The sequence below is a fragment of the Clostridium sp. AM33-3 genome, assembly GCF_003480315.1.
GTDB lineage: Bacteria > Bacillota > Clostridia > Lachnospirales > Lachnospiraceae > Brotaphodocola.
The window spans coordinates 202,821-226,707 of record NZ_QUIV01000001.1 but is presented as its reverse complement, the minus strand read 5'-3'; the positions used below and the strand labels follow the sequence as shown (position 1 = coordinate 226,707).

At 49.1% G+C, this 23,887-nt stretch carries 23 protein-coding genes; 18 read left to right on the top strand and 5 right to left on the bottom strand.

The features are described from left to right. Positions 1-3 precede the first annotated feature (3 nt). Complete coding sequence (gene ppk1 / locus DW819_RS01130) at positions 4-2,082, top strand: polyphosphate kinase 1 (RefSeq protein WP_118731682.1); 2,079 nt, start codon at positions 4-6, stop codon at positions 2,080-2,082. On the opposite strand, the gene DW819_RS15530 is transcribed toward ppk1, so the two are convergent. Further along, positions 2,061-2,324: a hypothetical protein gene (locus DW819_RS15530; protein WP_207665286.1), complete on the bottom strand. Its 264-nt coding sequence runs from the start codon at positions 2,322-2,324 to the stop codon at positions 2,061-2,063. The two genes, ppk1 and DW819_RS15530, sit on opposite strands and share 22 nt — an antisense overlap. Between DW819_RS15530 and DW819_RS01125 the strand changes: the two genes are divergently transcribed. Continuing rightward, positions 2,319-2,867 (top strand): hypothetical protein, encoded by a 549-nt coding sequence (locus DW819_RS01125; protein ID WP_207665285.1) that lies wholly within the window; start codon positions 2,319-2,321, stop codon positions 2,865-2,867. The genes DW819_RS15530 and DW819_RS01125 overlap by 6 nt on opposite strands. 41 nt (positions 2,868-2,908) lie before the next feature. Here DW819_RS01125 and DW819_RS01120 read toward each other — a convergent pair whose 3' ends face one another. Genes DW819_RS01120 through DW819_RS01110 form a run of 3 tightly spaced genes read right to left on the bottom strand, consistent with a single transcriptional unit; the run spans position 2,909 to position 6,082 of the window. Further along, complete coding sequence (locus tag DW819_RS01120) at positions 2,909-3,907, bottom strand: SH3 domain-containing protein (protein WP_118731681.1); 999 nt, start codon at positions 3,905-3,907, stop codon at positions 2,909-2,911. 45 nt (positions 3,908-3,952) lie between these two features. Next, positions 3,953-5,053, bottom strand: a complete 1,101-nt coding sequence (locus DW819_RS01115) for a tyrosine-type recombinase/integrase (RefSeq protein ID WP_118731680.1) — start codon at positions 5,051-5,053, stop codon at positions 3,953-3,955. 6 nt (positions 5,054-5,059) lie between these two features. Further along, complete coding sequence (locus DW819_RS01110; RefSeq protein ID WP_118731679.1) at positions 5,060-6,082, bottom strand: hypothetical protein; 1,023 nt, start codon at positions 6,080-6,082, stop codon at positions 5,060-5,062. Between the two features lie 386 nt (positions 6,083-6,468). Between DW819_RS01110 and DW819_RS01105 the strand changes: the two genes are divergently transcribed. From DW819_RS01105 to DW819_RS01085, 5 genes are all read left to right on the top strand, one after another. After that, a complete protein-coding gene (locus DW819_RS01105) occupies positions 6,469-6,687 on the top strand; it encodes a hypothetical protein (protein ID WP_118540522.1) in 219 nt (72 codons plus the stop codon). 148 nt (positions 6,688-6,835) lie between these two features. After that, positions 6,836-7,771 carry a PAS domain-containing protein gene (locus DW819_RS01100; RefSeq protein WP_243025470.1) on the top strand — a complete coding sequence of 312 codons (936 nt, stop codon included), beginning with the start codon at positions 6,836-6,838 and terminating at the stop codon, positions 7,769-7,771. Further along, positions 7,725-8,528, top strand: coding sequence for a response regulator (locus tag DW819_RS01095; protein WP_243025468.1), 804 nt, complete (start codon positions 7,725-7,727; stop codon positions 8,526-8,528). The genes DW819_RS01100 and DW819_RS01095 overlap by 47 nt, the downstream gene beginning before the upstream one ends. 79 nt (positions 8,529-8,607) lie before the next feature. After that, the gene (locus DW819_RS01090; protein WP_118731678.1) at positions 8,608-9,051 is read left to right on the top strand and encodes a hypothetical protein; all 444 of its coding nucleotides are present in this window, start codon (positions 8,608-8,610) and stop codon (positions 9,049-9,051) included. Continuing rightward, the gene (locus DW819_RS01085; protein WP_118731677.1) at positions 9,033-9,554 is read left to right on the top strand and encodes a hypothetical protein; all 522 of its coding nucleotides are present in this window, start codon (positions 9,033-9,035) and stop codon (positions 9,552-9,554) included. Before DW819_RS01090 ends, DW819_RS01085 begins: the two co-directional genes overlap by 19 nt. A 312-nt stretch (positions 9,555-9,866) precedes the next feature. Here the strand turns inward: DW819_RS01085 and DW819_RS01075 are convergent, their stop codons facing one another. Beyond that, positions 9,867-10,790 carry a LysR family transcriptional regulator gene (locus tag DW819_RS01075; RefSeq protein ID WP_118540541.1) on the bottom strand — a complete coding sequence of 308 codons (924 nt, stop codon included), beginning with the start codon at positions 10,788-10,790 and terminating at the stop codon, positions 9,867-9,869. Between the two features lie 175 nt (positions 10,791-10,965). On the opposite strand from DW819_RS01075, the gene DW819_RS01070 reads away from it, so the two are divergent. The 11 genes from DW819_RS01070 to trkA all read left to right on the top strand — a co-directional run bounded on the left by DW819_RS01070 (position 10,966) and on the right by trkA (position 23,875). Then, positions 10,966-11,799, top strand: a complete 834-nt coding sequence (locus DW819_RS01070; protein WP_015552826.1) for an ABC transporter permease — start codon at positions 10,966-10,968, stop codon at positions 11,797-11,799. Further along, positions 11,792-12,574, top strand: coding sequence for an ABC transporter permease (locus DW819_RS01065; RefSeq protein WP_118731676.1), 783 nt, complete (start codon positions 11,792-11,794; stop codon positions 12,572-12,574). Before DW819_RS01070 ends, DW819_RS01065 begins: the two co-directional genes overlap by 8 nt. A gap of 13 nt (positions 12,575-12,587) precedes the next feature. Beyond that, complete coding sequence (locus DW819_RS01060; protein ID WP_118731675.1) at positions 12,588-13,628, top strand: ABC transporter ATP-binding protein; 1,041 nt, start codon at positions 12,588-12,590, stop codon at positions 13,626-13,628. Positions 13,629-13,878: 250 nt separating this feature from the next. Next, the gene (locus DW819_RS01055; RefSeq protein WP_118731674.1) at positions 13,879-14,991 is read left to right on the top strand and encodes an ABC transporter substrate-binding protein; all 1,113 of its coding nucleotides are present in this window, start codon (positions 13,879-13,881) and stop codon (positions 14,989-14,991) included. A 16-nt stretch (positions 14,992-15,007) separates the two neighbouring features. Further along, positions 15,008-16,726 (top strand): adenine deaminase C-terminal domain-containing protein, encoded by a 1,719-nt coding sequence (locus tag DW819_RS01050; RefSeq protein WP_118731673.1) that lies wholly within the window; start codon positions 15,008-15,010, stop codon positions 16,724-16,726. A gap of 83 nt (positions 16,727-16,809) precedes the next feature. Then, on the top strand, positions 16,810-18,165 hold the full coding sequence (locus DW819_RS01045) for an amidohydrolase (RefSeq protein ID WP_118731672.1): 1,356 nt from the start codon (positions 16,810-16,812) through the stop codon (positions 18,163-18,165). Positions 18,166-18,310: 145 nt separating this feature from the next. Continuing rightward, positions 18,311-18,493, top strand: a complete 183-nt coding sequence (locus DW819_RS01040; protein WP_147353153.1) for a hypothetical protein — start codon at positions 18,311-18,313, stop codon at positions 18,491-18,493. A 246-nt stretch (positions 18,494-18,739) separates the two neighbouring features. Beyond that, positions 18,740-20,608 (top strand): TIGR03960 family B12-binding radical SAM protein, encoded by a 1,869-nt coding sequence (locus tag DW819_RS01035; protein WP_118731670.1) that lies wholly within the window; start codon positions 18,740-18,742, stop codon positions 20,606-20,608. Beyond that, positions 20,583-21,305, top strand: coding sequence for a TIGR03936 family radical SAM-associated protein (locus DW819_RS01030; protein ID WP_347560145.1), 723 nt, complete (start codon positions 20,583-20,585; stop codon positions 21,303-21,305). The genes DW819_RS01035 and DW819_RS01030 overlap by 26 nt, the downstream gene beginning before the upstream one ends. Further along, positions 21,298-22,485: a ribonuclease E/G gene (locus DW819_RS01025; protein ID WP_118731668.1), complete on the top strand. Its 1,188-nt coding sequence runs from the start codon at positions 21,298-21,300 to the stop codon at positions 22,483-22,485. Before DW819_RS01030 ends, DW819_RS01025 begins: the two co-directional genes overlap by 8 nt. A gap of 34 nt (positions 22,486-22,519) precedes the next feature. Then, entirely contained in the window at positions 22,520-23,875 is a 1,356-nt protein-coding gene (trkA, locus tag DW819_RS01020; RefSeq protein ID WP_118731667.1) for a Trk system potassium transporter TrkA, read from the top strand. The last annotated feature ends 12 nt before the right edge of the window (positions 23,876-23,887 follow it).

Below are 23,887 nucleotides of genomic sequence, written 5' to 3'. Positions count from 1 at the left end.
AACATGGCTGCAAAACCAAACACTGTAGAAGATAAACATACCAGCATTTACGTCAACCGCGAATTATCCTGGCTGAAATTTAACGAACGCGTGCTGGAAGAAGCAGAAAATGAGAAGGTTCCGCTTTGTGAACGCATGTCCTTTCTTTCAATATATCAGTCCAACCTGGATGAGTTTTTTATGGTCCGTGTCGGCTCCCTGGAAGATATGAAATTACTGCCGGGCGACAACAGGGAAAACAAGACGAACATGACACCACAGGAACAGATCGATGCCATTTTAAAGCGGGTCAACATCTTAAACGACAGAAAGGATACGATATACACCCATGTCATGGAGCTGGTGGCCAATGAAGGCGTGCGCCTGGTTTCATTCAGGGATCTGAGCAAGGCAGACGGAAAATATCTGGAAGATTATTTCCGCAGGGAAGTACTTCCGCTGCTTTCTCTCATGATCGTTGGTCGTAAACAGCCGTTTCCGTTTTTAAAAGGACAGGAAATCTATGTACTTGCAATTCTTGGTACCAAAAGCGGAAAAGAAAAGATTGGAATCATTCCGTGCAGCAATGAGATGATCTCACGGCTGATCCCGGTTCCCGGACTGGAATCTACCTACATGCTGTTGGAAGAGCTGATCCTGCATTTCCTCCCGGCTGCCTTTTCCGGTTATAAAGTACTGGAAAAATCGGTGCTGAGAGTTACCAGAAATGCAGATATTGATGTGAACAAGGTTTATGATGAGGATCTGAATTACCGGGATCAGATGGCCCAGGTCGTTAAATTAAGGAAAAAGCTGGCGCCGGTGCGTCTGGAACTGACCAGAGATATAGCCCCAAAGATGATGGATACCGTCTGTAATTATCTGGAACTGACCAAGGATCAGGTTTTTTATTCCAAAGCGCCATTGGATCTGTCTTTCCTGTTTGCGTTGGAAGATGTACTCCGTAAAAATCCGGATCTTGTATTTCCGAAACGGCTTCCGCAGGCTACCTCCCAGCTGGATTCCGCAAGCCCGGTCATTCCGCAGATCCTGGATCATGACGTCCTGCTTTCCTATCCATATGAAAGCATCCGGCCGTTTTTAAATATGCTGTCAGAAGCAGCCAATGACCCCAAGGTAGTTTCTATCCGAATGACCTTATACCGTCTGGCAAAGAATTCCAAAGTTGTGGAGGCACTGGTAGAAGCAGCTGAAAACGGCAAACAGGTAGACGTGCTGGTGGAATTAAAGGCGCGCTTTGATGAAGCGAACAACATTGAGTGGAGCCGCCGCCTGGAAGACGCGGGTTGCCATGTCGTATATGGTATTGATGGTCTGAAGGTTCATTCTAAGCTGTGCCTTATAACCAGAAAAGACGGAAATAATATCCAGTATATCACGCAGGTTGGTACAGGAAATTATAATGAAAAAACATCCCGCATGTACACAGATCTTTCCCTGATTACCGCAAATACGGAAATCGGAGAGGACGCGCTGCGTGTATTTCAGTCCATCCTGATCGGTGACACGGTAGAAAAATCAGAAAAATTACTGGTTGCCCCGAAATGCCTTCAGGAGCCTGTTCTTTCTATGATCGACAGGGAGATTCAGACCGCTTTGGCCGGAAAACCGGCGTACATTGGCATTAAGATCAATTCTCTTACCGATAAACGCATCATTGACAAGCTGGTAGAAGCCTCAAAAGCAGGTGTAAAGATTGAAATGGTCGTAAGAGGAATCTGCTGCCTGAAATCCGGAGTCCCGGGAAAAACGGAAAACATACAGATACGCAGTATTGTAGGACGTTATCTGGAGCATTCCAGAATCTATATATTCGGAACGCCGGAGCGCGACAGCATCTATATTTCCTCCGCAGATTTTATGACAAGAAATACGCTGCGCCGGGTTGAGGTGGCTGTACCGGTATATGACAACGGTTTAAAATGCCGGATCCGTGAAATGTTTTTAACTATGATGAGCGATAATGTTAAGGCCAGGGTACAGCAGCCGGACGGCAGCTACAAAATAGAGCCGGACGGCGATTCCTGCCTGAACGCACAGGAAACTCTCTTTGAAGAAGCTTATGCGGCCGCCCGCTCCTGAGCCGGCACGCATAAGCGAGGATGGGACAAAAACCCTAAGAAAACTGATGAAACAGTGTAATCAGTCTTTCCATGGGGGGCAATGACCTGCTTGCCTTTTAATGTGACGATGGAGTAGCCTGTTTTCATGGCAGGATTGCCGATCCGAAAGCAGCGCACCGGCTTCGGATAGTGAAAATTCCGCATATACTGATAAAAGGTGAATTTTTGCGGGAACATCTGCTGGAAGATTCCCGTATGCATTACACGATCCTCGATGCCGGCGGACCGTCAAACATTGTTCCGGGAAGGGCAAAAGCTGAATATACGCTGCGCTCTTATAGTACAGACTATCTGGAAAAGGTAATTGTTCCCAGATTTCAGGATATTTTAAAGGGTGCCTGTCTTATGACCGGAACTACCTGTGAGATTGAGCGCAGCTATCCGTTCCAGGCCAAAATCCCATGCATGACATTAAACAATCTGATCATGGAAAATGCTGAGGAATTTAAAGCTCCGCAGCTTGCCGGACCAAGAGAAAAAACGGGCTCTACAGACTTTGGAAATGTAATGTATGATGTTCCGGGCTGCTGTATCCGGACCGCTTTTGTCCCGGAGGGAACTGCGGCACATTCTAAAGAATATCTGGAAGCCGGAAAAACAGAAAAAGCACATGAGGCACTTCGGTCCGGCGCAGAAATTCTTGCCGGAACCTGTGTGGATATTCTGGAACGACCGGAACTTCTTTCGGAAATCAAAACGGAATTCCGGGAACGGAAGCAGAAAGAAAAGGAAGTATCCTTTTAATAAATGAATCAAAAATAGCGGAGGCGCCATTGGCGCAGCCGCTATTTTTTGTAAAAACAGTTTCCGCCGACAATCTTATGCGAGGAATAATCTTCCGGTGAAATCCGTTTGGTAGAATTAAAATAAAGGTAATCTCCGATATTATTGGAACCACTAAGTGCGTCCTTTGCGGCCTTCAGCGCAGTTTTGGACGGTCCCTGAGCCAGAAAGCTGTCGAGCAGACCGGAAGACGCGCCGGGAAACTGACCGTCTGCGTAGATGACACTGGAAATGGATTTTCCCCAGCTTTTGGATTTTACGCGGTTGATGATACAGCTTGCAACGGCAAGCTGGGCGTCATAGGAGCCATTTCCGGTTTCCATGGCCGTGCAGGCTGCAAGCAGATAGACCTCATCATCTGTTGCGGAAATCACATAAACAGGTTTTGCTTGTGCCTTTGCTCCGGAATGAAGAGCAGCCGCTTCTTTTTTTGCATCGACCGCAGTTCCCGGAACCGGTATGACTTTCGCGTATTCCGCCGAGATATAGCCGCTTGCGTCAGCCTGAAGCTGGACCTTGATCCAGCCGTCTGAGGATTCCAGGAGCGGAAACGATTCCCCCTGGGCTGCCTGTTTTACGATTACGGCATCCGTGGAAGGGGTTTCACGCACATTTAATGTAACTGCAGTGACTTTGGCTCTCAAAAGCCCAAGCTCCTTTGCAAGCGGCTCGATGTCCTTGCCGAACAGAAGATAATCATCCTTCAGCCAGCCCTCAAGCCCGCCAGAGCGAATCCTTGTCCAGCCGTTTTTCCGGTCAAGAACCGTTCCTCCGGAGCCACTGTAGCATTTTCCGATGATTTCTGCGTCAACAGAAGGGCTGGTCCGCATATTCAGAGGCTCATTTTTGACATTGGCCACTGCCAAATTATCATAGGAAGAGGCAGCAAAGGACGGAGCAGCAAAAGCCGCTGCAAACACGAAGACAGCTGCAGTAAGCGCTGCCACCTGTTTCAGTACACCAGTGGAAGCGGATAGTATTTCAGAGATTCGTCGTTTCATGTATATTCCTCCACGCATAAATGCAGTTCTTTGTTAAATGTTACGCTACACGATATCAATGTCCTTTACGCTTTTGCGCCGTTCCTCTTCGATGGCGGCGTAAAACTTTCTGGTAATGTTCACATCATTGTGTCCGAGAATATCGGCAACCAGATAAATATCATTTGTTTTCGCATAAAGGGCGGAGCCGTAGCTGCTCCGCAGCTTATGCGGTGTAATCTTTTTCTTCGGTGTTGCCACAGACGCATATTTCTTCACCAGATATTCCACGCTGCGCACAGTCAGGCGTTTCTTGCGAAGGGAAAGGAAAAGCGCCGGTTCATCCTGTGTGCCTGTCCCTCTCTCAATTGGGCATAGAGTTCTGCGTTCTTCCAGATACCGTTCTAAATACTGCGCAACCTCATCGCTAAAATAGACGGTTGCTTCTTTTCCGCCTTTCCGGTGGATATGAATTCCCTGTTCTTTTATATCTACATCCGACAAATTTAAGCCCACGCATTCCGATACACGGATACCGGTTCCAAGCATCAGCGCGAGGAGGGCACAGTCCCGTACCTTTGTTTTCTGATGAAACTGCTTCTGTCTGGGAGATAATCCGGCACCGCTTTCTGCTTCTTTTAGCAGTTCTTTGATTTCCTTCTGGTTGAGCCGGACAATCTCTTTCTCCCGGATCTTTGGCACCTGCATGGATAAGGTGGGATTGACCGTAATCTGACCAGTGCGCTGGAAATAACCAAAGAAACTCTTTAGCGAGAAAAATTTCCGTTTGATTCCCTGCTCTTTGTTGGTGTTTCGATGGTCCGGGTCATCTGGACGGTACTTCAGGTATTCCAGATAACGTTCCAGATCAGTGACGGAGATCTGGCGGAACTGTTTCATGGTGAAATCTTTGGCAGATAATCCGAAAGAGCGGATTTCTGGTTTAGCTTCTGTGCATATTGAGGGGGAACCGGTGGCGTGTCTGCTGGTTAAAAAGTCAAAAAACATGCCGATGTCATAGGCGTAAGAAAGCCTTGTCATGGAAGATGTGGACGGCTCAATTCCGCGGAAAAAATCCGCGCAGAAGAGTGGGAGAGCAGAAAGCAGCTCCTGCAGCTTAGCCTCATTTTTGCGGTCACGCTGTTCATGGTACGGCAATTCTGTCATGACGTATTACTCCCTTCCGGTATTTTGGGCAGCAACATCTGCTGTGATACCTGTGTCTGGCATTTCCGAAATTTGCTTTGTATGCTGTTCTGGGGTGCTTTCCCGGGTCAGCTGCAGCTGTAGCTGCTCCAGCTCTGCCTGTAGCCGTACGGTTTCACGATCCGCTTGTCTCAGCTCCTCCTGCATTTCCCGTTCCTTTGCGATCACGGCCCGTTCCTGCTCCAGCTCTGCCTGCATCCGCACCTGCTTTAACATAGCCTGGGTGTCGGAATCCTTATCGGAAAGCTGCCGCTTCAGATCTGCAAGCAGTATCCGGTCCTCGAGTCTCTGGTTTTCCATTTCGCGGACCTGCTGCTGCGCCTGCGTGGCAATCTGCTCCAGATTTTTCTTCTGTCCGGTTTCATGCTCCAGAGTCTGCTGAAGCTCCCGGATTTTCAGCTGAAGCACAGCAGCTTCTTTCTGAGCCTGTTTCTCAGCTTCTTTCAGGGCGTCATACCGGACCAATTTCTGCTGAAGCTCCTGATTTTGCAGTTGCAGAATGCGGTTCATTTCTTCACGGTCTGAGGCGGCCTTTTTTGCAGCCTCCATCTGTTCGATGGCATACTGAGCCTGTTCCTGCAGATGCTTTTGTTCCTCACGCAGGGCAGTTGTGGCAGTATCCGAATCCTTCTTTTCTGTCTCCATGAGTTTTATTTGTTCTCTCAGTTCATCAATCGTCTGATCCTTCCGTTTTAAATCAGACCGGAAGTGTTCCTGTACGCGCAGCTCAGCATTGCTGCTCAGTTCAATACTGTTGATATATGCCGATAAAATTTCTTTCAGAAGCCGTTCAAAATTTTCTATTTCTACGATACGGCCAGGAGTAGCAGCTTTGGCATTGTTCAGCTCCAGGATCTGCATCAGATGATCAAAGCCCTGTGCCTGGTTCATTCCATGAGAGGTGCAGAACTGGCGGAATGCTTCCGCGGAATCCGGATCAATGCGGAAGTTCACCTGTTTGCTTTCTTTTGTAGTCTTTTCTTCTTTCATGTCGTCATCCTCCTGAAAACAGTATAACACAAGGCAAATACTCCGTCAAACAGAAGTGAAATTTCCAATTATGATTGCTATACCATTCTATACAGATATATGCTATACATAGCATTGTGTAATGCGATATCAGATCAAAAAGCGTAGAATGGCAAGCGCGAAAGCATGAAAATAATGTCAGATAAATATTCAAATTATAAATACAATTTAAAAATCAGGCAGAAAAATGCTCAAAAAATAGAACATGCATTCGAAATACGGCTCCTATCATTGCGCAAAACCTTAGTTTTGCGCAATATTTAAACTGAACATTTACATTTCTGGAAAAAACAGATATAATTCAAGGGATTTTATAGCAAAAACGTACAGGAGGTGAGATTGCGATTATGTCGATACTGTTTGCTGTAGTATTTTTAGTGCTGATTTTTAAATGTGTCGGTCTGGCCCTGCGTGTTTGCGGAACGCTTCTGGGAGCTCTGTTAAGTCTGGCCGGTTTTCTCCTGTCACTCACACTGGGGGCAGTTCTGTTCGGACTTTCTACCGCGTTTGCGGCAGTTCTGCTGCTGATCGGAATTGTATGGCTCGTGATTCGGATCCTTCTATAAAAACGGGCATCGAAAAATCCACTGATTCGGAGAGAAACTAGTATGAGCAAAAGCATGATCAATAACCGTTTTTTAGAAGAGACCGTGTTTGCGATCGCAGATGGGTACTGCGTCATTAACGATACCGAAGGAGGGCCTTTCCGACTTTTTGAATGAATTCGACAGAGAACGGCTTTTGAAGCGTTTTGAAAACGGAGAGCGTCATATATCATTTCGTTACTGGACCCGTACCGCAACCTTTGAACCCATGCTTGCAGAAGATCACATGGCTCTGTACAGAGATGCGGAAACCGGTGATGTCATAGCAGTCAACTATGTACTTGACCGCACAGAGCATTACCGCCTGGAGGAAAAAGAACGGGCATTGGAAAAATCAAACCAGGAGTATATTAAGCTCTTGGAAGAAGAAAAAAAGCACACGGCTATCATTGAAAAGCTGACACAGGAGCTTCGCAATGAATTGGACTGGTTTTCCGTTTCTATACCAGGCGGTGTAAAAATCAGCAATGATGATCCTACGTATTCCTTTAAATATGTATCAGAACAGTTTGCAAATATGCTTGGTTACAACACACCGGAAGAACTGATAGAAGCAGGCCAGGGCAGCATTCTCGGACTCGCTCACCCCGAAGATATTACGAGAGGTCTTGCTGACGCGCTGGATCAGTATACACGCTCCGATCATTACGCAACGATCTACCGGATCCGCTGCAAAGACGGAACCTATAAGTACATTGAAGATCGGGGACAGAAGGTTCGCAAACCAGACGGAACTGTTGAGCATTGGAATCTGATGCTGGACAAGAACGATTTTATGATTAAATCCATCGCACTGGAAAGTGAAAAGAAAGCAAATCAGAGCAAATCCGCTTTTCTGTCCAGAATGTCTCACGATATGCGGACTCCGCTTAATGGTATTACAGGCTTACTGAAAATCAATGAGAATCATTTTGACGACATAGATCTGGTAAAAGAAAAAATTCCGGTCAAAGAAACATGGGCCCCAGTATCCATTTCTTTATGGAAGTCCGGTACATTTGCGGCAGATATTTTTAAACATCTATGGCAACTGTATCAAATATAACCGGCCTGGCGGAACGATCACTACCGTGTCAGGTTATACGGAAGCGGTCGATGGGATCACAACCTATGAATGCACGATTACCGATACAGAGATCGGCATGGGGAAGGAATTCCTGGAACATATCTTCGAGCCTTTTTCTCAGGAAAAGGATGATGCAAGAAGCATGTATCAGGGCGTTGGGCTTGGAATGGCGATCGTCAAGGGCCTGATCGATAAAATGGGTGGAAGTATTGAGATCAAGAGCGAAGAAGGCGTAGGCTCAAGCTTTATCATACGGGTCCCTTTCAAAATTGCCTCGGCGCCAATCCGTGTAAAGGAGCAAAAAACAGAAGCAACCATAGAAAACCTGAATTTACTGCTTGCAGAAGACAACGAATTGAACGCAGAGATCGCAGAAACGCTTTTGTCAGATGAAGGAGCAAAGATCACGGTCGTGAAAAATGGCCTGCAGGCAGTGAAAGCCTTTCAGGAAAACCCATGCAATTATTTTGATGCCATTCTTATGGACATCATGATGCCTGTGATGGATGGGTTGGCTGCGACAGAAGCCATCCGGGCAGCAGCGCGCGAAGATGCGAAAACAATCCCAATTATTGCCATGACTGCGAATGCCTTCCAGGAAGATCAGGAACAGTGCTATAAAGCGGGAATGAATGCCCATCTGGCTAAGCCGCTGAATATGGAAAAAGTGATAAGAACGATCTATGAGCAGTGCAGCTACAAGTTGAGTGGGAGGCAGCAGAATAAAAAAACCTAACCTTTAGTTAATGGTTATCCCATAGGATCCACCGTACAATAACAGTACGGTGGATTTTTTAATAGAGGAGGAATGCAGGATGAAAAAATGGAAAAGTAATTTATTTCCCGTAATCACACTGGCGATGTGTCTTGGACTTGCTGCCTGCGGTGGAGGAAGAAAGCCACTTGAAATCACCGTAGTGAACCGTACTACATATCCTGTGGAAGACATCCGTATTAGAGAAACGGATGGGAAAGACTGGGGAGAGAACCGCCTGGAGACAACACTGGCTGAAGGCGAAAGCACTAAGATCGATCTGGGAAAATATACGGTGGAAGAACTGGACAGAGGTTTTCAGGTTCAGTTTTACGGTGAGGATGAAAAGCCGGTCAATCCGAACTATGACCCTGATACCGCGACAATTTTGGAAAATGGAAGCTTTTTGATTTTTACACCGCCGGATGTCAGCGTTCCTGTGTTTGTGGACAGTGCCTATGATGCGGTAGTCTGTGACAAAAAATTATGGAGCTCTATGCTCTGAACGATGATGGCCGCGGGGATCTGATCCCGAGTGAACGTATTCCTGTTTTGATGGGCGGAGCGCTACCCTTTACCAATATGCAGAACCTTCGAACGGAAAACAATGAGGATGGAACGTACCGCTATGAGGATTTCACGCAAGATGGCCAGATCCTTGTGGTAAATACGGCAGAACCGACCCGGTTTGTCCCGGAGGTCCAGGATCTGGAAGATTATCTGGCAGACTGTGCCATGTCATTAAGTGATACGGATACCTGCGAACTGCTATCTGCAAAAGCAAATGAGAAATATACTGAGAACCTGACTTATCCGGTTTATATCGTAACGTACACCGCAGGTGAGAACGAGGATACCATGAAATGGACGGTATTTGCTGTGGATACTGACAGTTATACCTATCTTTACGGGTTCTGTGAGTCTGTGGATATGGAAGAAGATATGGATGAGATTTACCAAACTATTTTTTCGCAGCTGTATCTGAGTGATGAAGAGGGAGATTTATGAAGAAAAAAAATAAGCGGTTCCGTTTCCTCCAAACCGGTAAAGATAACAGATGCTAAGCTATCAAAAAAGCTGGGACATTATCCGGCAATGTATTGGAAAGAAAAATTTACACGTTTTGGGAAAGAAATCATATATTTGGAATTCGAATACCCGTGGCAGGAGGGAATGAACTGTCTGTTTGTTTATCAGAGCTAAAGGTGCCAGAAGATTCGCAGCAAGAAGCCGGATACTGAAGGATAGTGTCCGGCTTCTTTTACGAGGTGCGCCTGACGGCGCACCTCGCAGATGGATATAAATTTCTGGGAGAATGTTTTATTTCTCACGGCAATATTCCCGGATCATTTTCAGAAAATCTCTTGCATGCTGCGGCAGATACCGGTTTTTCCGATAGGCGGCGATGGTAGTTGTGAGGGCCGGTCTGTGGCCGACGGAGAAGCAGAGGGCGCGGTTTCCGGTGTACTGGTTTTCATAATGGAAATAGCTCTCCGGGGCGAAGGCAGCGCCGACGCCGTCCATGGCCAGATGGATCGACATGGAGGAGTTTCTCGTGTGGAGAGAGACCGGTGGATTGATGTTGTACTCTTGAAAGAGATCCAGGGAGATGCCACCGGTGTTCTGGTCCGGGTAGAGGAGAATGAAGTTTTCCTCTTTTAATAGGGAAAGATCCAGCCACGGGTAGCGGAAGCCGGGGCGGGTAATGGCTTTTGCGGCGAGAGGATGGTTTTCATGCAGGACCAGAACGATCTCCTCAGAGCGCAGGATCTGGTAGTCCATGGTCTCGGGAAATTCATGGATATTGTAAAGGGTCAGGTCGATGGATGAGGTCTCCAGACTGTTCTCCGCAATGAAATTTACTGCTTCCATGATATTTAAGGTCACATAGGGGTATCGTTTATGAAACGGTGCCAACATCGGTTCGATCAGCGTGCTACCCATCATGATCGGCACGGCGATGTTTAAGCGGCCGCGCTGGCGGTGAGCGATATCGTCGTATTCCTGCATCCACTCATCGCCGCAGGCAACGATCTGTTCGGCGTAGTGGAGGTAGCGTTCACCCATGTAAGTCGGGTAGTAGCGGTTTTCGTGGCGGCTGAACAGCGGAGCGCCGAGACGTTCTTCCAGGTTCTTTAAGTACTTGCTCAGGGACGGCTGGGAGATATAAAGGGATTCGGCGGCTTTGCCGATGCTCTGGTGGCGGGCGATCGCCAGGATATAGCGGGCTTCTTTTAATTCCATACAGGGGCCTCCTCATAGCTTTACTGCATAAAAATTATAGATAATATGTATTTGACGTATAGTATATCACTTTTTATAATGAATGTAAAATATAAGTGCAATTGATGAAAAAACAAATATTTATAAGAAGCACTAATTAAAGCTTATCACGCACAGTTGAGAAAGGGGCAAACCAATGAAAAAGAGCAGTGCATGGTGCATGCTGGTTCCGGGACTGGTGATCTTATTTCTGTTCCTGATGATCCCGCTGCTTCGCGTTCTGGTTCCAAGCGTGTTTACGGGGGATTACCCGTTCAGCGCGTACGTGGACTTTTTTAAGGACGAGTATTACAGAAAGATCTTTTTGAGAACCGTGAAGATCGCGGTCATCACCACCTTTGTCTGTATGGTGGGCGGTATCCCGACGGCGTATTTCATCAGCCGCTGTGATAAGAAATGGAGAGGACTGCTTCTCTCTGCATCGATCTTCCCGATGATGACAAACTCTGTTATCCGAAGCTTTGCATGGATCAATATTCTCGGCAGCAACGGGATCATCAACAAGGCCATGATCGCTATGGGACTGATCGAGAAGCCGATGAAGCTTTTATACACTGACTTTTCTATCATCATTGGTTCTGTCTACCTGTTCCTTCCGTTAATGATCGTAACGGTTGCCGGTGTTATGGAAAATATTGATGATGACATGATGGAGGCGGCACAGAGCCTCGGAGCCTCAAGAACGGAAGCGTTCATGAAAGTCATCTTCCCGATGAGCCTTCCGGGAATCATCGTCGGCGGTATTCTGGTATTTACCGGAACCCTGACCGCGTACACGACGCCGCAGTTATTAGGAGGCAACAGCAACATGGTCATGGCGACCCTGATCTACCAGAGAGCGATGTCCGTCAGTGACTGGACCGGCGCGTCCGTGATCGCCCTCATCATGATCGTTGTAACCCTGGTTGTGATCAAAGGATTTAACGCTCTGGCCGCACGGCTGGACCGCAGAGGTGAAGATTATGCGTAAAAATAAAATGTTGACCATATGGGCAGCGATCGTATTTGCATTTTTGATGATCCCGTTACTGATCATCACCGTAACGGCATTCGGCGGCGGAAGCGCCATCACATTCCCGATCGAGTCCTTCTCGACGAAATGGTTCGCGAACGTGTTCGCGTTAAAGTCTTTCCGCAGATCATTCCTGACCAGCCTTGAGGTCGCGCTCCTCGCGACATGCATCTCCCTTCTGGTCGGAATCCCGGCGGCTTACGCACTGGCGAGAGCCGGTTTAAAAGGAAAGCAGTTATTAAAGTCCATCTTCCTTTCCCCGACCATCGTTCCGGGAATTGTAATCGGCTTTATTATGTACCAGTGCCTGATCCTGACACTCAGGATCCCGGTGTTCGCGGGACTTCTCGCAGGCCATTTTATGGTGACACTTCCGTATGTGATCCGCGTAGTTGGTTCTTCGATGGAGCAGTTCGACTTTTCGATCGAGGAGGCGGCGTGGAGCCTCGGATGCCCGAAGGGAGCGGCGTTCTTCAAGGTCGTTCTTCCAAATGTGACCTCCGGAATTTCCTCAGCATTCATGCTGGCGTTCATCAATTCCTTCAATAACATTCCGGTGTCCATGTTTTTATCCGGACCGGGAGTTTCCACATTCCCGTCAACACTGATGAACTATATTGAATACAACTATGATCCGACCGTATCGGCGGTTTCCGTACTTTTGATGGCAGCTACCGTAGTCATCATGGTGATCGTAGACCGCACACTGGGTGTCGCAGCCCTGGCGAAATAAGGAGAATATGACCATGGCTTTTATGAGTTTAAATGGAATCGACGTAAGTTACGATAAAAAGAAACAGATCTTAAAGGGGCTGAATCTGGAAGTCGAGGAGGGCGAGCTTGTATCCCTCTTAGGTCCCAGCGGCTGCGGCAAGTCAACGACACTCCGCGTCGTTGCAGGCTTTATCGACCCGCAGGGCGGAACCTTCACATTAGACGGAGAGGACATGACAAAGGTCCCGGTCCACAAGCGCCAGTTCGGCCTGGTATTCCAGAGCTACGCCCTGTTCCCGCACTTAAGTGTTTATGACAATGTAGCGTTCGGGCTCAGAACAAGAAAGATGGACAAGGACCTGATCGACAAGAAGGTCAGGGAGATCCTTGAGGTCTGCGGCCTGACAGAGCTTGCCGACCGTTTCCCGAAGCAGATGTCCGGCGGACAGCGCCAGCGAGTTGCCCTCGCGAGAGCACTTGTCATCGAGCCAAAGCTACTGCTCTTAGATGAGCCGTTATCCAATCTTGATGCGAAATTAAGACTTTCCATGCGTGTGGAGATCAAGAGACTTCAGAAGCGCCTTGGAATCACCACATTATTTGTTACACATGATCAGGAGGAATGCTTCTCCATCTCCGACAAGGTGGCTGTTATGAACGGCGGTGTCATCGAGCAGTTTGACACACCGGAGAACATCTATAAGAGACCGGCGACAGAGTTCGTCGCGAGATTCATCGGTTTCGAGAACTTCCTTGAGCTTGCGAAAAAGCAGGACGGCGTTTATACAGCACCGGATGGAAGCGAGTTCTTAACTTCCGTGGATCTCGATTGCGAGAAATTCGCGGGAACGATCCGCCCGGACGATATCTGTCTGGCAGATGATGTTCAGACGGAGAATGTCTTAAGCGGTAAGATCGGTGTCCGCACATTCCTCGGTAAGAGCTACCAGTACGAGGTTGAGACTTCCGCCGGTGTCCTGAAGGTAAATATGGGAACTGACCATGTTTATAAAGAGGGCGAGGAGATCCGGCTGTATCTGCCGAAGGATAAGCTGATTCTCGTGAGAAGATAGGAGACAGAGATCTTAGGGCACAGGTCATGCGCCGAAGGGAGAACCGGAAAGATCGAATCGTTCTCCGGACGGAAAACAATGAAGGGAACCATCGCAGAATGTGGGGGATATGAACGGATAGTTCCGAAACAGACCCATATTCATGCGGGAAAATATGCAACTGCCCATTTGTACAGCTTGTGCGGAAAGCACAGACCTGCCGGACAGTTACAAAACATTATCTCAAAAAGAGAGAAAGAGGAGAAAAACCATGAAAAAAACAGCAGCAGTTGTACTTTGCGCAGCAATGATGCTTACCGCCTGCGGCAGCGCATCCACAACAGAAACCACAGCAGCAGGAAGCCAGGCAGCAGGCTCTGAGGCAGCTTCTTCCGCAGAAGAGACAAAGGCAGCTTCCGGAGACGCACAGAAGCTCGTATTATCCACATACGGTCTCAGCGAAGATATCTCCGAAGAAGAGGTTTACACACCGTTTGAGAACGAGTTCAGCTGTGAGATCGTTACTGAGACAGGCGGCACAAACGACCGTTATACAAAGTTAGCGGCAGACCCGAACTCCACCATCGATGTGATCGAGCTCTCCCAGGCTATGACAGCGAAGGGCACTGACGAGGGACTTTTCGATACGATCGACTTAAGCAAGATCCCGAATGCTGAGAAGCTGATCCCGGCTGCAAAGGAGATTGCAGAGGCAGGACAGGGTGTTCCGTACACCATCAACAGCATCGGTATCATCTACAACCCGGAGCTTACAGGATTTGAACTCACAAGCTTTGATGACCTTTGGGACGAGCGCCTTGCAGGCATGGTTTCTATCCCGGAGATCACAACAACATTCGGACCGGCTATGGTTTACGTTGCAAGCGACCACGCAGGCGTTGACGTAACAACAGACAACGGCGAGGCTGCTTTCAAGGCACTTGCTGACTTAAAGCCGAACCTTGTTAAGACTTACACAAAGTCTTCCGACCTGATCAACATGTTCACATCCGGTGAGGTTGCAGCAGCAGTTGTCGGTGACTTCGGCGTTCCGACGATCGTAGCCGCTAACCCGACACTTGTTTACGTTACACCGGACGGAGCTTACGCTAACTTCAACACCATCAACGTAACAAAGAACTGTGCGAACAAGGAGCTTGCTTACGAGTACATCAACTACCGTATCAGCGAGGAGCTTCAGACAAAGACAGGTAAGGCATTAAACGAGGCACCGACAAACAAGGACGTTACATTCACTGAGGAAGAGTCCAAGGATATGACCTACGGCGACAAGGCTGCAATAGTTAAGGTTGTTGACTATGCTTTTGTAAACCCGATCTTAAATAACTGGATCGACCAGTGGAACAGAACGATCAACAACTAATAACGAGGAATTTTATATGAGACCCGATTTCATTCTGAAAAATGTCATGGTCTATCAGACCTTCAGACAGTGTTTTGAAAAGCGGGATGTGGCAGTTGCAGGGGAAAAGTTTTATTGCGTTTCCCCTGCAATTTCATATCCGGGAGTGCGGGAGATCGACGGAAAAGGCAGATACATGCTGCCTGGTCTCGTGGATATCCATATGCACATCGAGAGCTCGATGACATATCCGGGCGAGTTTTCAAGGATCACTCTTCCATATGGAGTAACAACGGTGGTTGCCGATGCCCACGAGATGGCGAACGTGTTCGGCATGGACGGCATCCGGGCTTTTATGGCGCAGAAGACGAAGCAGGATATCTTCTGGGCGATCCCGTCCAGTGTACCGGCGACAAATGAGAAGTTAGAGACAGCCGGGGCGTCACTTGGTGTAAAGGAAATTTCTGAGATGGCATCCTTAGATGGAGTTCTCTGCCTTGGAGAGATCATGAACTATAAGGATCTCTCAGCAGATGGCGAGAGCCGGACGAGGGATCTCATCAATGTGTGCCGGAACGCGGGAAAGAATCTCCGAATCGAGGGGCACTGCCCGGGACTTACGGGGGCGGATCTTAACCGCTTTATCTATGAAGGTGTTGATGCGGACCACACCCAGCAGACTCCACAGTCAGTGATGGAGAAGACAGAGCTTGGGATGTTTCTGGAGCTGCAGTTCAAATCCCTGACGCCGGAGGTCGTGAAGACCGTCTGCGACAATGAACTCTATGAGAATGTGGCGCTGGTGACGGATGACACGATGGCAGATAAGCTTCTGACCGGACATCTCAATAAGATTATCGAGACGGCTGTAAAGGCGGGAATGCCGATGGAGAAGGCGATCTACTGCGCGACCTGGACACCGTCGAGACGGATGCATCTGGATGACAGAGGGATGATCGCGCCGGGAAAGATCGCAGACTTTATGCTGCTGGACAGTCTGGATGGGATCGATCCGGTTGTGGTTTATAAGAAGGGCGAGTGTGTGTACTGCAAGGACAAGGAGGCTTACGGTGCGGCAGAAGCTGCGGCGTGCAGTTTCCCGGCTTCTTTCTACCACACGATCAACTGCCGTCCGGCGGAAATCTCCGACTTTGTGTTAAAAGCGGAAGATCCGGAGGCGAAATGGGCGGAAGTCAATGTCATGAAGATCGGCACCTTCGGAACGGCAACCACACCGGTGAAATGCAGAGTCGAGGTGAAGGACGGTGTGCTTGACTGGAAGTCGGCAGGACTTTCCCTTGCAGTCGTTTTCGAGCGGTACGGCAAGAATGGAAATATCGGATATAGTCTCGTGGAAGGAGCACTGACGAAACCGGGCGCTGTGGCCACCACGTGGTCCCACGACAGCCATAACCTGTTTGTCCTGGGAACAGATGAGAACGATATGAAACTGGCCCAGAGGCGCGTCCTGGAGCTCCAGGGGGCATATGTGGTGTTCGCTGAAGGAAGATCCCTGGCAGAGGCGGGACTCACCATCGGCGGTATCGTGTCGGATCAGCCCATCGAGGTTCTCGGACAGAAATTAAAGGAAGTGCGGACGGCGATGGAAGGTCTCGGATATGTGAACAACAACGTGGTCATGTCCATGTCCACGCTTTGCCTTCCGGTGTCACCGAAACTGAAGCTCACGGATCACGGGCTTTTGACGGTGCCGGGGCAGGAACATGTTCCGTTGGTTGAGAAGTACGGGAAGTAGTTTTACGGCCCGCCGCCGTTTTTTCTTCGCGGATAGTGGAAGAACCGGATCAGATCGAAATTATGAAGGATGAAATTAGAACGATGAAGAAGATTATCAAAAACGGCATTGTTGTGACGATGAACGAGGCAGGTGATGTCTGGGATCATGGTTATGTAATGTTTGAAGATACAAAGATTCTGGCAGCAGGACCGGAGGAAGAGCTTGAGAAGGCGCTTCAGGCGCTTACTGCGCAGGGGATTTTAAAGGCTGGCGAGACCTTCGAGGAGATCGACGCAAAGCGCGCCGTCGTGATCCCAGGCCTCGTAAACACCCACTGCCACCTCGGCATGATCCCGTTCCGCGGCCTCGGGGACGATTGTAAGGATCGCCTGCGGGTGTTCCTGCTTCCGATGGAGAATCAGGCCATGGACGCGGAGATGGCCAGGCTTTCCACGCGATACGCCATAGGCGAGCTGCTGCTCTCCGGTGTGACGACAGTGCTTGATATGTACTATTTCGAGGAAGTTGTGGCGAAGGTCATGGACGAGATGGGGATCCGCGGAATCGCCGGTGAGACGGTGATGGAAAAGGATTCCTGCGACAGTAAGAACGCGGATGAGGCCATCGAGCGTGGAATTGCACTGATCGAGGCGTACAAAGATCACCCGCGCGTTTCCGGAGCGATCACGCCCCACGGAACGACGACCTGCAGCCCGGAGACTTTAAAACGGGCATATGAGGAGGACGTGAAGGCGGGAACCGTATTTACGCTCCATGTGGCGGAGATGGACTACGAGATGACCCAGTTGAGGGAACAGTATAATATGACGCCCATCGAGTTTATGGAGCATATCGGAGTCCTCGGACCGAATACGCTGGCGGCCCACAGCATCCGCACGACGGAACATGACGTGGAGATCCTCGCGAAGCACGGAGCGTCCGTGGCCCACTGTATCGCCTCCAACACGAAGGCCGCAAAGGGCGTGGCTCCGGTGTCCCTGATGCATAAGCACGGCATGTCCGTCGGCTTCGGTACCGACGGTCCGGCGAGCGGAAATACGCTGGATCTGTTCATCCAGATGCGGATGTGCGAGAACTTCCACAAAAATGAGCTCCACGATCGCAGCGCGTTCCCGGCAAAGGAGGTCGTTTCCATGGCGACGATTGAGGGAGCAAGAGCGTTAGGACTCGGCGATATCACTGGTTCCATCGAGCCCGGAAAACAGGCGGATCTCGTCCTCGTAGAGACCGACTCCCCAAATATGTTCCCGGTATACGACCCGTATTCGGCTCTTGTGTATAGCGCGATTGCATCGAATGTGAGAGATGTTTATGTTGCGGGTGAGTGCCTCGTAAAAGAAAAGAAGCTTGTCCGTGAGGACTTCGCGAAGATCAGGAATGACCTTCGGGAGAAGATGGAGCGGACAGCGTTTAAGGATATGAAGAATCTGGTGTAGAAGATAGAAAAACGGGGCTGTCGCACTAACGTGCGGCAGCTCATTTCATATTCCCAACACAAAACGCCGAGCTTCGAAAAGCCCGGCGTTCGTGGTATACTGTCTGATGCTGCACGGGCTTCGGTATGTGGTTTTCCTGAATGCCATGCCGGTAAAACTGGAAAATGATGAGATCGTTCTGAAGGAAACCCTGATTTTTGAGGTTCCTGGATTTGACGAATATTCGGAAAACTTGATAAAAAGTTCGACGATAGGAGCTCAAAAAATCGCTTTCGGGAAAGAATTTGTTGCGGAAACGCTGGAAATACCGTATAATAATGCGGTCTGATCTGTACATTTAGAGTGGATTTATCCGTAAAATGATGGGAAATCCGAATTGTGCGTATTTCAGAAAAAACTTTTTTTGTCGTAAGAGCGAAAAATATTATGTAAACTATCCGTGAGATAAACACTTGACAAGAATTTGTGTTTTTACGCTTCCGGAGAAGAGCAGAGAAAAAGAACTAAAAAGAACAAAAAACAGCGATGAACACATCGCAAAAAAACGTGAGAAATGTAGGTAAAATAAGGCTTTATGAGAAAGTTAGCGTTAAGTGATGAAATTTTATTAACGGTTCAACAACCCGCCAGATACATTGGCGGAGAGGTGAACTGCGTCATGAAAGATCCGTCCACTGTGGACATCCGGTTCGCCATGTGTTTCCCGGACGTATACGAAATCGGTATGTCCCACCTTGGCATGCAGATCCTGTATGCCATGTTTAACAGGCGGGAGGATGTCTGGTGTGAGCGTCTGTTCTCTCCGTGGACGGACCTCGATAAGGTGATGCGGGAGCAGCATATCCCGCTGTTTGCGCTGGAATCCCAGGATCCGGTCAAGAATTTTGACTTCCTTGGCTTTACCATCCAGTATGAGATGTGTTACACCAACATCCTGCAGGTGCTGGATTTAAGCGGCATTCCGCTGCATGCGAAAGACCGTACGGAGGAGGACCCGATCGTCATCGGAGGAGGTCCGTGTGCATACAATCCGGAGCCGCTGGCAGCATTCTTTGATATGTTCTACATCGGTGAGGGTGAGACCCAGTACGATGCGCTTTTTGATCTGTACAAAGAGAACAAGAAGAACGGCGGCAGCAGAATGGACTTCCTGGAGGCAGCAGCCAAGCTTCCGGGCATCTATGTGCCGATGTTTTACGATGTGGCTTACAACGAGGATGGCACCATTGCCTCCTTCACCCCGAACAAAGAAGGTATTCCGGCGACCATCACTAAGGAGCTGGTTATGGACATGAACGATGTTCCGTATCTGGAGAAGCCGGTAGTTCCTTATTTAAAGGTTACCCAGGACCGTGTGGTTCTGGAGATCCAGCGCGGCTGCATCCGTGGCTGCCGTTTCTGCCAGGCAGGCAACATTTACCGTCCGCTCCGGGAACGCAGCCTGGAGTATTTAAAGGACCACGCCTATAAGATGTTAAAGAGTACCGGACATGAGGAGATTTCCTTAAGCTCCTTAAGCTCCAGTGACTACAGCCATTTAAAAGAGATCGTAAATTTCCTGATCGATGAATTTCAGGGCAAGGGTGTGAACATTTCCCTGCCTTCCCTGCGGATCGATGCTTTCTCCTTAGATGTCATGAGCAAGGTCCAGGACATCAAGAAGAGCAGTCTGACCTTTGCGCCGGAGGCCGGTACCCAGCGCATGCGCGATGTCATCAATAAGGGACTGACCGAGGAGATCATCTTAAAGGGAGCAGCAGAGGCATTCCACGGAGGCTGGAACCGTGTAAAGCTGTACTTTATGCTCGGACTTCCGACAGAGACCAGAGAGGATATGGAGGGTATTGCCCTGTTATCCGAGAAGGTGGCAGAGCTTTACTACGATGAAATCCCGAAGGAGCAGCGCAACGGCAAGGTACAGGTAGTTGCAAGCTCTTCCTTCTTTGTACCGAAGCCATTTACTCCGTTCCAGTGGGCACAGATGTGCACCAAGGAGGAATTTTTAGAGCGTGCCTATATCGTAAAAGATAAGTTCAAGGAGATGTTAAACCGCAAGAGCTTAAAATACAATTACCATGAGGCAGATCTGACAGTGCTGGAGGGTGTTCTGGCCCGCGGTGACCGCAGGGTGGCAGCTGTCGTAGAAGAGGTATATAAGAACGGCGCCATGTTCGATTCCTGGGGTGAGTATTTCAACAACGATACCTGGATGCAGGCCTTTGAAACCTGTGGCGTGGACCCGGATTTCTATACCGTAAGAGAGCGCAGCCTCGATGAGATCTTCCCGTGGGATTTCATTGACGCTGGTGTGACCAAGGAGTTCTTAAAGCGTGAATGGCTGACCGCCATCAGCGAGAAGGTAACTCCGAACTGCCGTCAGCAGTGTTCCGGCTGCGGCGCGAGAAAATTTGGAGGAGGTGTCTGCTTTGAAGATAAGAATTAAATTTGCCAAGGAAGGCACCATGAAATTCATCGGCCATCTGGATATCATGCGTTATTTCCAGAAGGTCATGCGCCGGGCCGATGTGGATATCCGTTACAGCGAGGGCTTTAGCCCGCACCAGATCATGTCCTTTGCGGCACCGCTTGGCGTAGGCTTAGAGAGCCGCGGTGAATACGTGGACATTGAAGTGCTGAGCACCGATTCTTCTAAAGAGATGCTTCGCCGCATCAATGAAAACATGGTTGAGGGCATGGAGGCGCTTTCCTATAAAGCTCTTCCGGATGATGCCGGAAATGCCATGTCCCTGGTAGCAGCAGCCGACTATGAGGTTCGTTTCCGCGAAGGCTACGAGCCTGCTGACCTGGATGCTTTCTTTGCCGGGATTCCAGCGTTCCTGGAGCAGGAAGAGATCGTCATTGTGAAAAAGACCAAAAAGGGAGAGCGCGAGGTGAATATCCGCCCGCAGATCTACCGGATGGAAATCCGCCCGGATCATATGATCTTTTTACAGATCGCGACCGGCAGCGCGGCAAACCTAAAGCCGGATGCCGTGCTCCGCGCTTACGCAGAAAGCCGCGGCGAGACCCTGGGTGAGTTTGCCCTGATGGTAACCCGCCTGGAAGTATATGCAGATAAGGGCACAGAGGAATCACATCAGTTTGTGACCCTGGATTCATTTGGAGAAGACATTGAATAAGCTGATCGTCACCCGGTGGAACAGCCGCGTCCTGACCGCTCTTGTTTCAGAAAAAACTACCATAGAGCTGGGACTTGCGGATACGGCCTCCATTCTGGGCAATATTTATATTGGAAAAGTAAAAAAGGTTGTCAAAAATTTAAATTCCGCTTTTGTAGATTTTTCCGAAGGCCGCACCGGCTATTACAGTCTTACCGATAATAAAGTGACGCTGTTTGCCGACGGGCATGAGGGAAAACTCAAAGAGGGCGATGAAATCATTGTTCAGGTGGCAAAGGATGCTGTGAAAACCAAGGACCCGGTCCTGACCGGGAACCTGAATTTTTCTGGCAAATATGCTGTCCTGACTGCCGGAAAACAGGTCATCGGATTTTCTTCCAAGATTGAAGACCGGGAATGGAAAGAACAGATGCGTCCGCAGATAGAAGCACTTCTTGAGGGAAAGCATACCGGCATCATCATCCGCACAAACGCATACGGACAGGAAACAAAGCTCCTTCGGGAGCTTTCGGTGTTACTGGAGCTGTTTGAACGGGTCATAAACACGGCCCGCTATCGTACCTGTTACACCCTGCTTTACGAGTCAGAGCCGGATTATATCAAAAGTCTGCGAAACAGTCCTGCCGGAAGTCTGGAGGAAGTCGTGACTGACCAGCCGGATCTGTATGCGCGGCTGCAGGAGTATTTCCGGGTTTCCGACATTTCAGAGACTACCGGTCTGCGCTTTTACGAAGACCATCTGCTGAGCCTTACCAAGCTTTACTCTCTGGATCATGAAATGGAACAATCTTGTCAGAAAAGGGTATGGTTAAAGTCCGGCGGATATCTTATAATAGAATGCACGGAGGCTATGGTGGTCATCGATGTAAATACCGGAAAATATTCCGGAAAAAAGAATCTTGCCGACACCATCCGCCTCATCAACCTGGAGGCCGCAAAGGAGATCGCGCATCAGCTTCGGCTGCGCAACCTTTCCGGCATTATCATGGTTGATTTCATTGATATGGATGCACAGGAAGATAAAACGCTTCTCATGGATACTCTGAGAGCGGCGGTCCGTCCGGACCCGGTTAAGACAACCGTTATTGACATGACGCCGCTCAATCTGGTGGAAATGACAAGAAAAAAAGAAAAGAGACCTCTCTGGGAACAGATCGCGCAGGTTCAGAAAAAATCGTGACCATGTTGCGGGAGGCAGGTAAAGGGGATGTGACATGAAGATTATCATTGTAGGCTGTGGCAAGGTAGGGCTTACCCTGACCGAACAGCTGAATAATGAAGGCCATGATATCACGGTGATCGACAAAGACGGGGCAAAGCTTCGCTCTGTTACTGATAATATCGATGTTATGGGAGTGGAAGGAAATGGCGCAATTTATCAGGTACAGATAGAGGCCGGCATCAAGGAAACCGATCTTCTGATCGCGACCACCAACTCGGATGAGTTAAATATGCTCTGCTGCCTGATCGCGAAAAAGGCAGGTAACTGTCACACCATCGCACGAATCCGAAATCCGGAATATGCCAATGAGGTACAGTATATCCGGGAGGAGCTAAACCTTTCCATGGCTATCAACCCGGAGCTGGCTGCAGCGACTGAGATTGCCCGCCTGTTAAAGTTTCCGTCTGTTATCAAGATCGATGCGTTTGCCAAGGGACGTGTAGAGCTCATGAAGTTTATCATACCGGACAATTCCGTGCTGGATAACATGCAGGTCTATGAGGTGGCTCCTCGTCTGCACTGCAGCATCCTGATCTGTGCTGTGGAGCGAGGTGCCGATGTGATCATTCCGGACGGTAATTTCCGTCTGCAGAAAGGGGACAAGATCTCTTTCGTAGCTTCATCCTCCCAGGCATCCGAGTTTTTCCGGCAGGTTGGTATCTCCAACACAACCGTTAAGACGGCCATGCTGGTAGGCGGCGGTAAGATCACATATTATCTGGCGAAGATGTTAGAGGATACCGGCATCAAGATCAAGATCATCGAGCAGGATCTGGCACGCTGCCATGAGCTGAGTGAGCTGCTGCCAAAGGCCATGATCATTCACGGCGATGGTTCCGACCAGCAGCTTCTGATGGAAGAGGGCATTGCCCAGACAGAATCCTTTGCGGCTCTGACCGGCTTCGATGAGGAAAACATCATGTTATCCCTCTACGCAGCCAGTGTATCAAATGCCAAGCTCGTGACCAAGATCAACCGTATTGCTTTTGAGAACATCATCCAGCAGATGAATCTCGGCAGCATCATTTATCCGAAAATGATCACCGCGGACGGCATCATCCGCTATGTCCGTGCTATGCAGAATTCCATGGGAAGCAACGTGGAAACCCTCTACAAGATCGTGCAGAACAAGGCAGAGGCTCTGGAGTTCCGTGTCGGCAAGGATGCGCCTCTCATCGGAATCCCGCTTGAGAAGCTTTCCTTTAAGGACAATCTTCTGATTGCCTGCATCAACCGCGGCGGACAGATCATTACCCCGCGCGGTAAAGATACCATTGAACCGGGAGATACTGTAATCGTGGTTACCACGCATTCCGGACTGAAGGATTTAAAGGATATCTTAAGGTAAGGGGATGGGTGA

What these genes read in the sequence shown, in the direction of transcription:
- DW819_RS01065 (WP_118731676.1), top strand. Translation starts at nt 11,792, where the DNA reads ATGCGTAAAAATAAAATGTTGACCATATGGGCAGCGATCGTATTTGCA.
- DW819_RS01085 (WP_118731677.1), top strand. Translation starts at nt 9,033, where the DNA reads ATGGAGCTCTATGCTCTGAACGATGATGGCCGCGGGGATCTGATCCCG.
- DW819_RS01035 (WP_118731670.1), top strand. Translation starts at nt 18,740, where the DNA reads ATGAGAAAGTTAGCGTTAAGTGATGAAATTTTATTAACGGTTCAACAA.
- DW819_RS01120 (WP_118731681.1), bottom strand. Translation starts at nt 3,907, where the DNA reads ATGAAACGACGAATCTCTGAAATACTATCCGCTTCCACTGGTGTACTG.
- DW819_RS01040 (WP_147353153.1), top strand. Translation starts at nt 18,311, where the DNA reads ATGCCGGTAAAACTGGAAAATGATGAGATCGTTCTGAAGGAAACCCTG.
- DW819_RS01110 (WP_118731679.1), bottom strand. Translation starts at nt 6,082, where the DNA reads ATGAAAGAAGAAAAGACTACAAAAGAAAGCAAACAGGTGAACTTCCGC.
- DW819_RS01060 (WP_118731675.1), top strand. Translation starts at nt 12,588, where the DNA reads ATGGCTTTTATGAGTTTAAATGGAATCGACGTAAGTTACGATAAAAAG.
- ppk1 (WP_118731682.1), top strand. Translation starts at nt 4, where the DNA reads ATGGCTGCAAAACCAAACACTGTAGAAGATAAACATACCAGCATTTAC.
- DW819_RS01055 (WP_118731674.1), top strand. Translation starts at nt 13,879, where the DNA reads ATGAAAAAAACAGCAGCAGTTGTACTTTGCGCAGCAATGATGCTTACC.
- DW819_RS01070 (WP_015552826.1), top strand. Translation starts at nt 10,966, where the DNA reads ATGAAAAAGAGCAGTGCATGGTGCATGCTGGTTCCGGGACTGGTGATC.
- DW819_RS01075 (WP_118540541.1), bottom strand. Translation starts at nt 10,790, where the DNA reads ATGGAATTAAAAGAAGCCCGCTATATCCTGGCGATCGCCCGCCACCAG.
- DW819_RS01125 (WP_207665285.1), top strand. Translation starts at nt 2,319, where the DNA reads ATGCATTACACGATCCTCGATGCCGGCGGACCGTCAAACATTGTTCCG.
- DW819_RS01045 (WP_118731672.1), top strand. Translation starts at nt 16,810, where the DNA reads ATGAAGAAGATTATCAAAAACGGCATTGTTGTGACGATGAACGAGGCA.
- DW819_RS01050 (WP_118731673.1), top strand. Translation starts at nt 15,008, where the DNA reads ATGAGACCCGATTTCATTCTGAAAAATGTCATGGTCTATCAGACCTTC.
- DW819_RS01105 (WP_118540522.1), top strand. Translation starts at nt 6,469, where the DNA reads ATGTCGATACTGTTTGCTGTAGTATTTTTAGTGCTGATTTTTAAATGT.
- DW819_RS15530 (WP_207665286.1), bottom strand. Translation starts at nt 2,324, where the DNA reads ATGCATACGGGAATCTTCCAGCAGATGTTCCCGCAAAAATTCACCTTT.
- trkA (WP_118731667.1), top strand. Translation starts at nt 22,520, where the DNA reads ATGAAGATTATCATTGTAGGCTGTGGCAAGGTAGGGCTTACCCTGACC.
- DW819_RS01115 (WP_118731680.1), bottom strand. Translation starts at nt 5,053, where the DNA reads ATGACAGAATTGCCGTACCATGAACAGCGTGACCGCAAAAATGAGGCT.
- DW819_RS01090 (WP_118731678.1), top strand. Translation starts at nt 8,608, where the DNA reads ATGAAAAAATGGAAAAGTAATTTATTTCCCGTAATCACACTGGCGATG.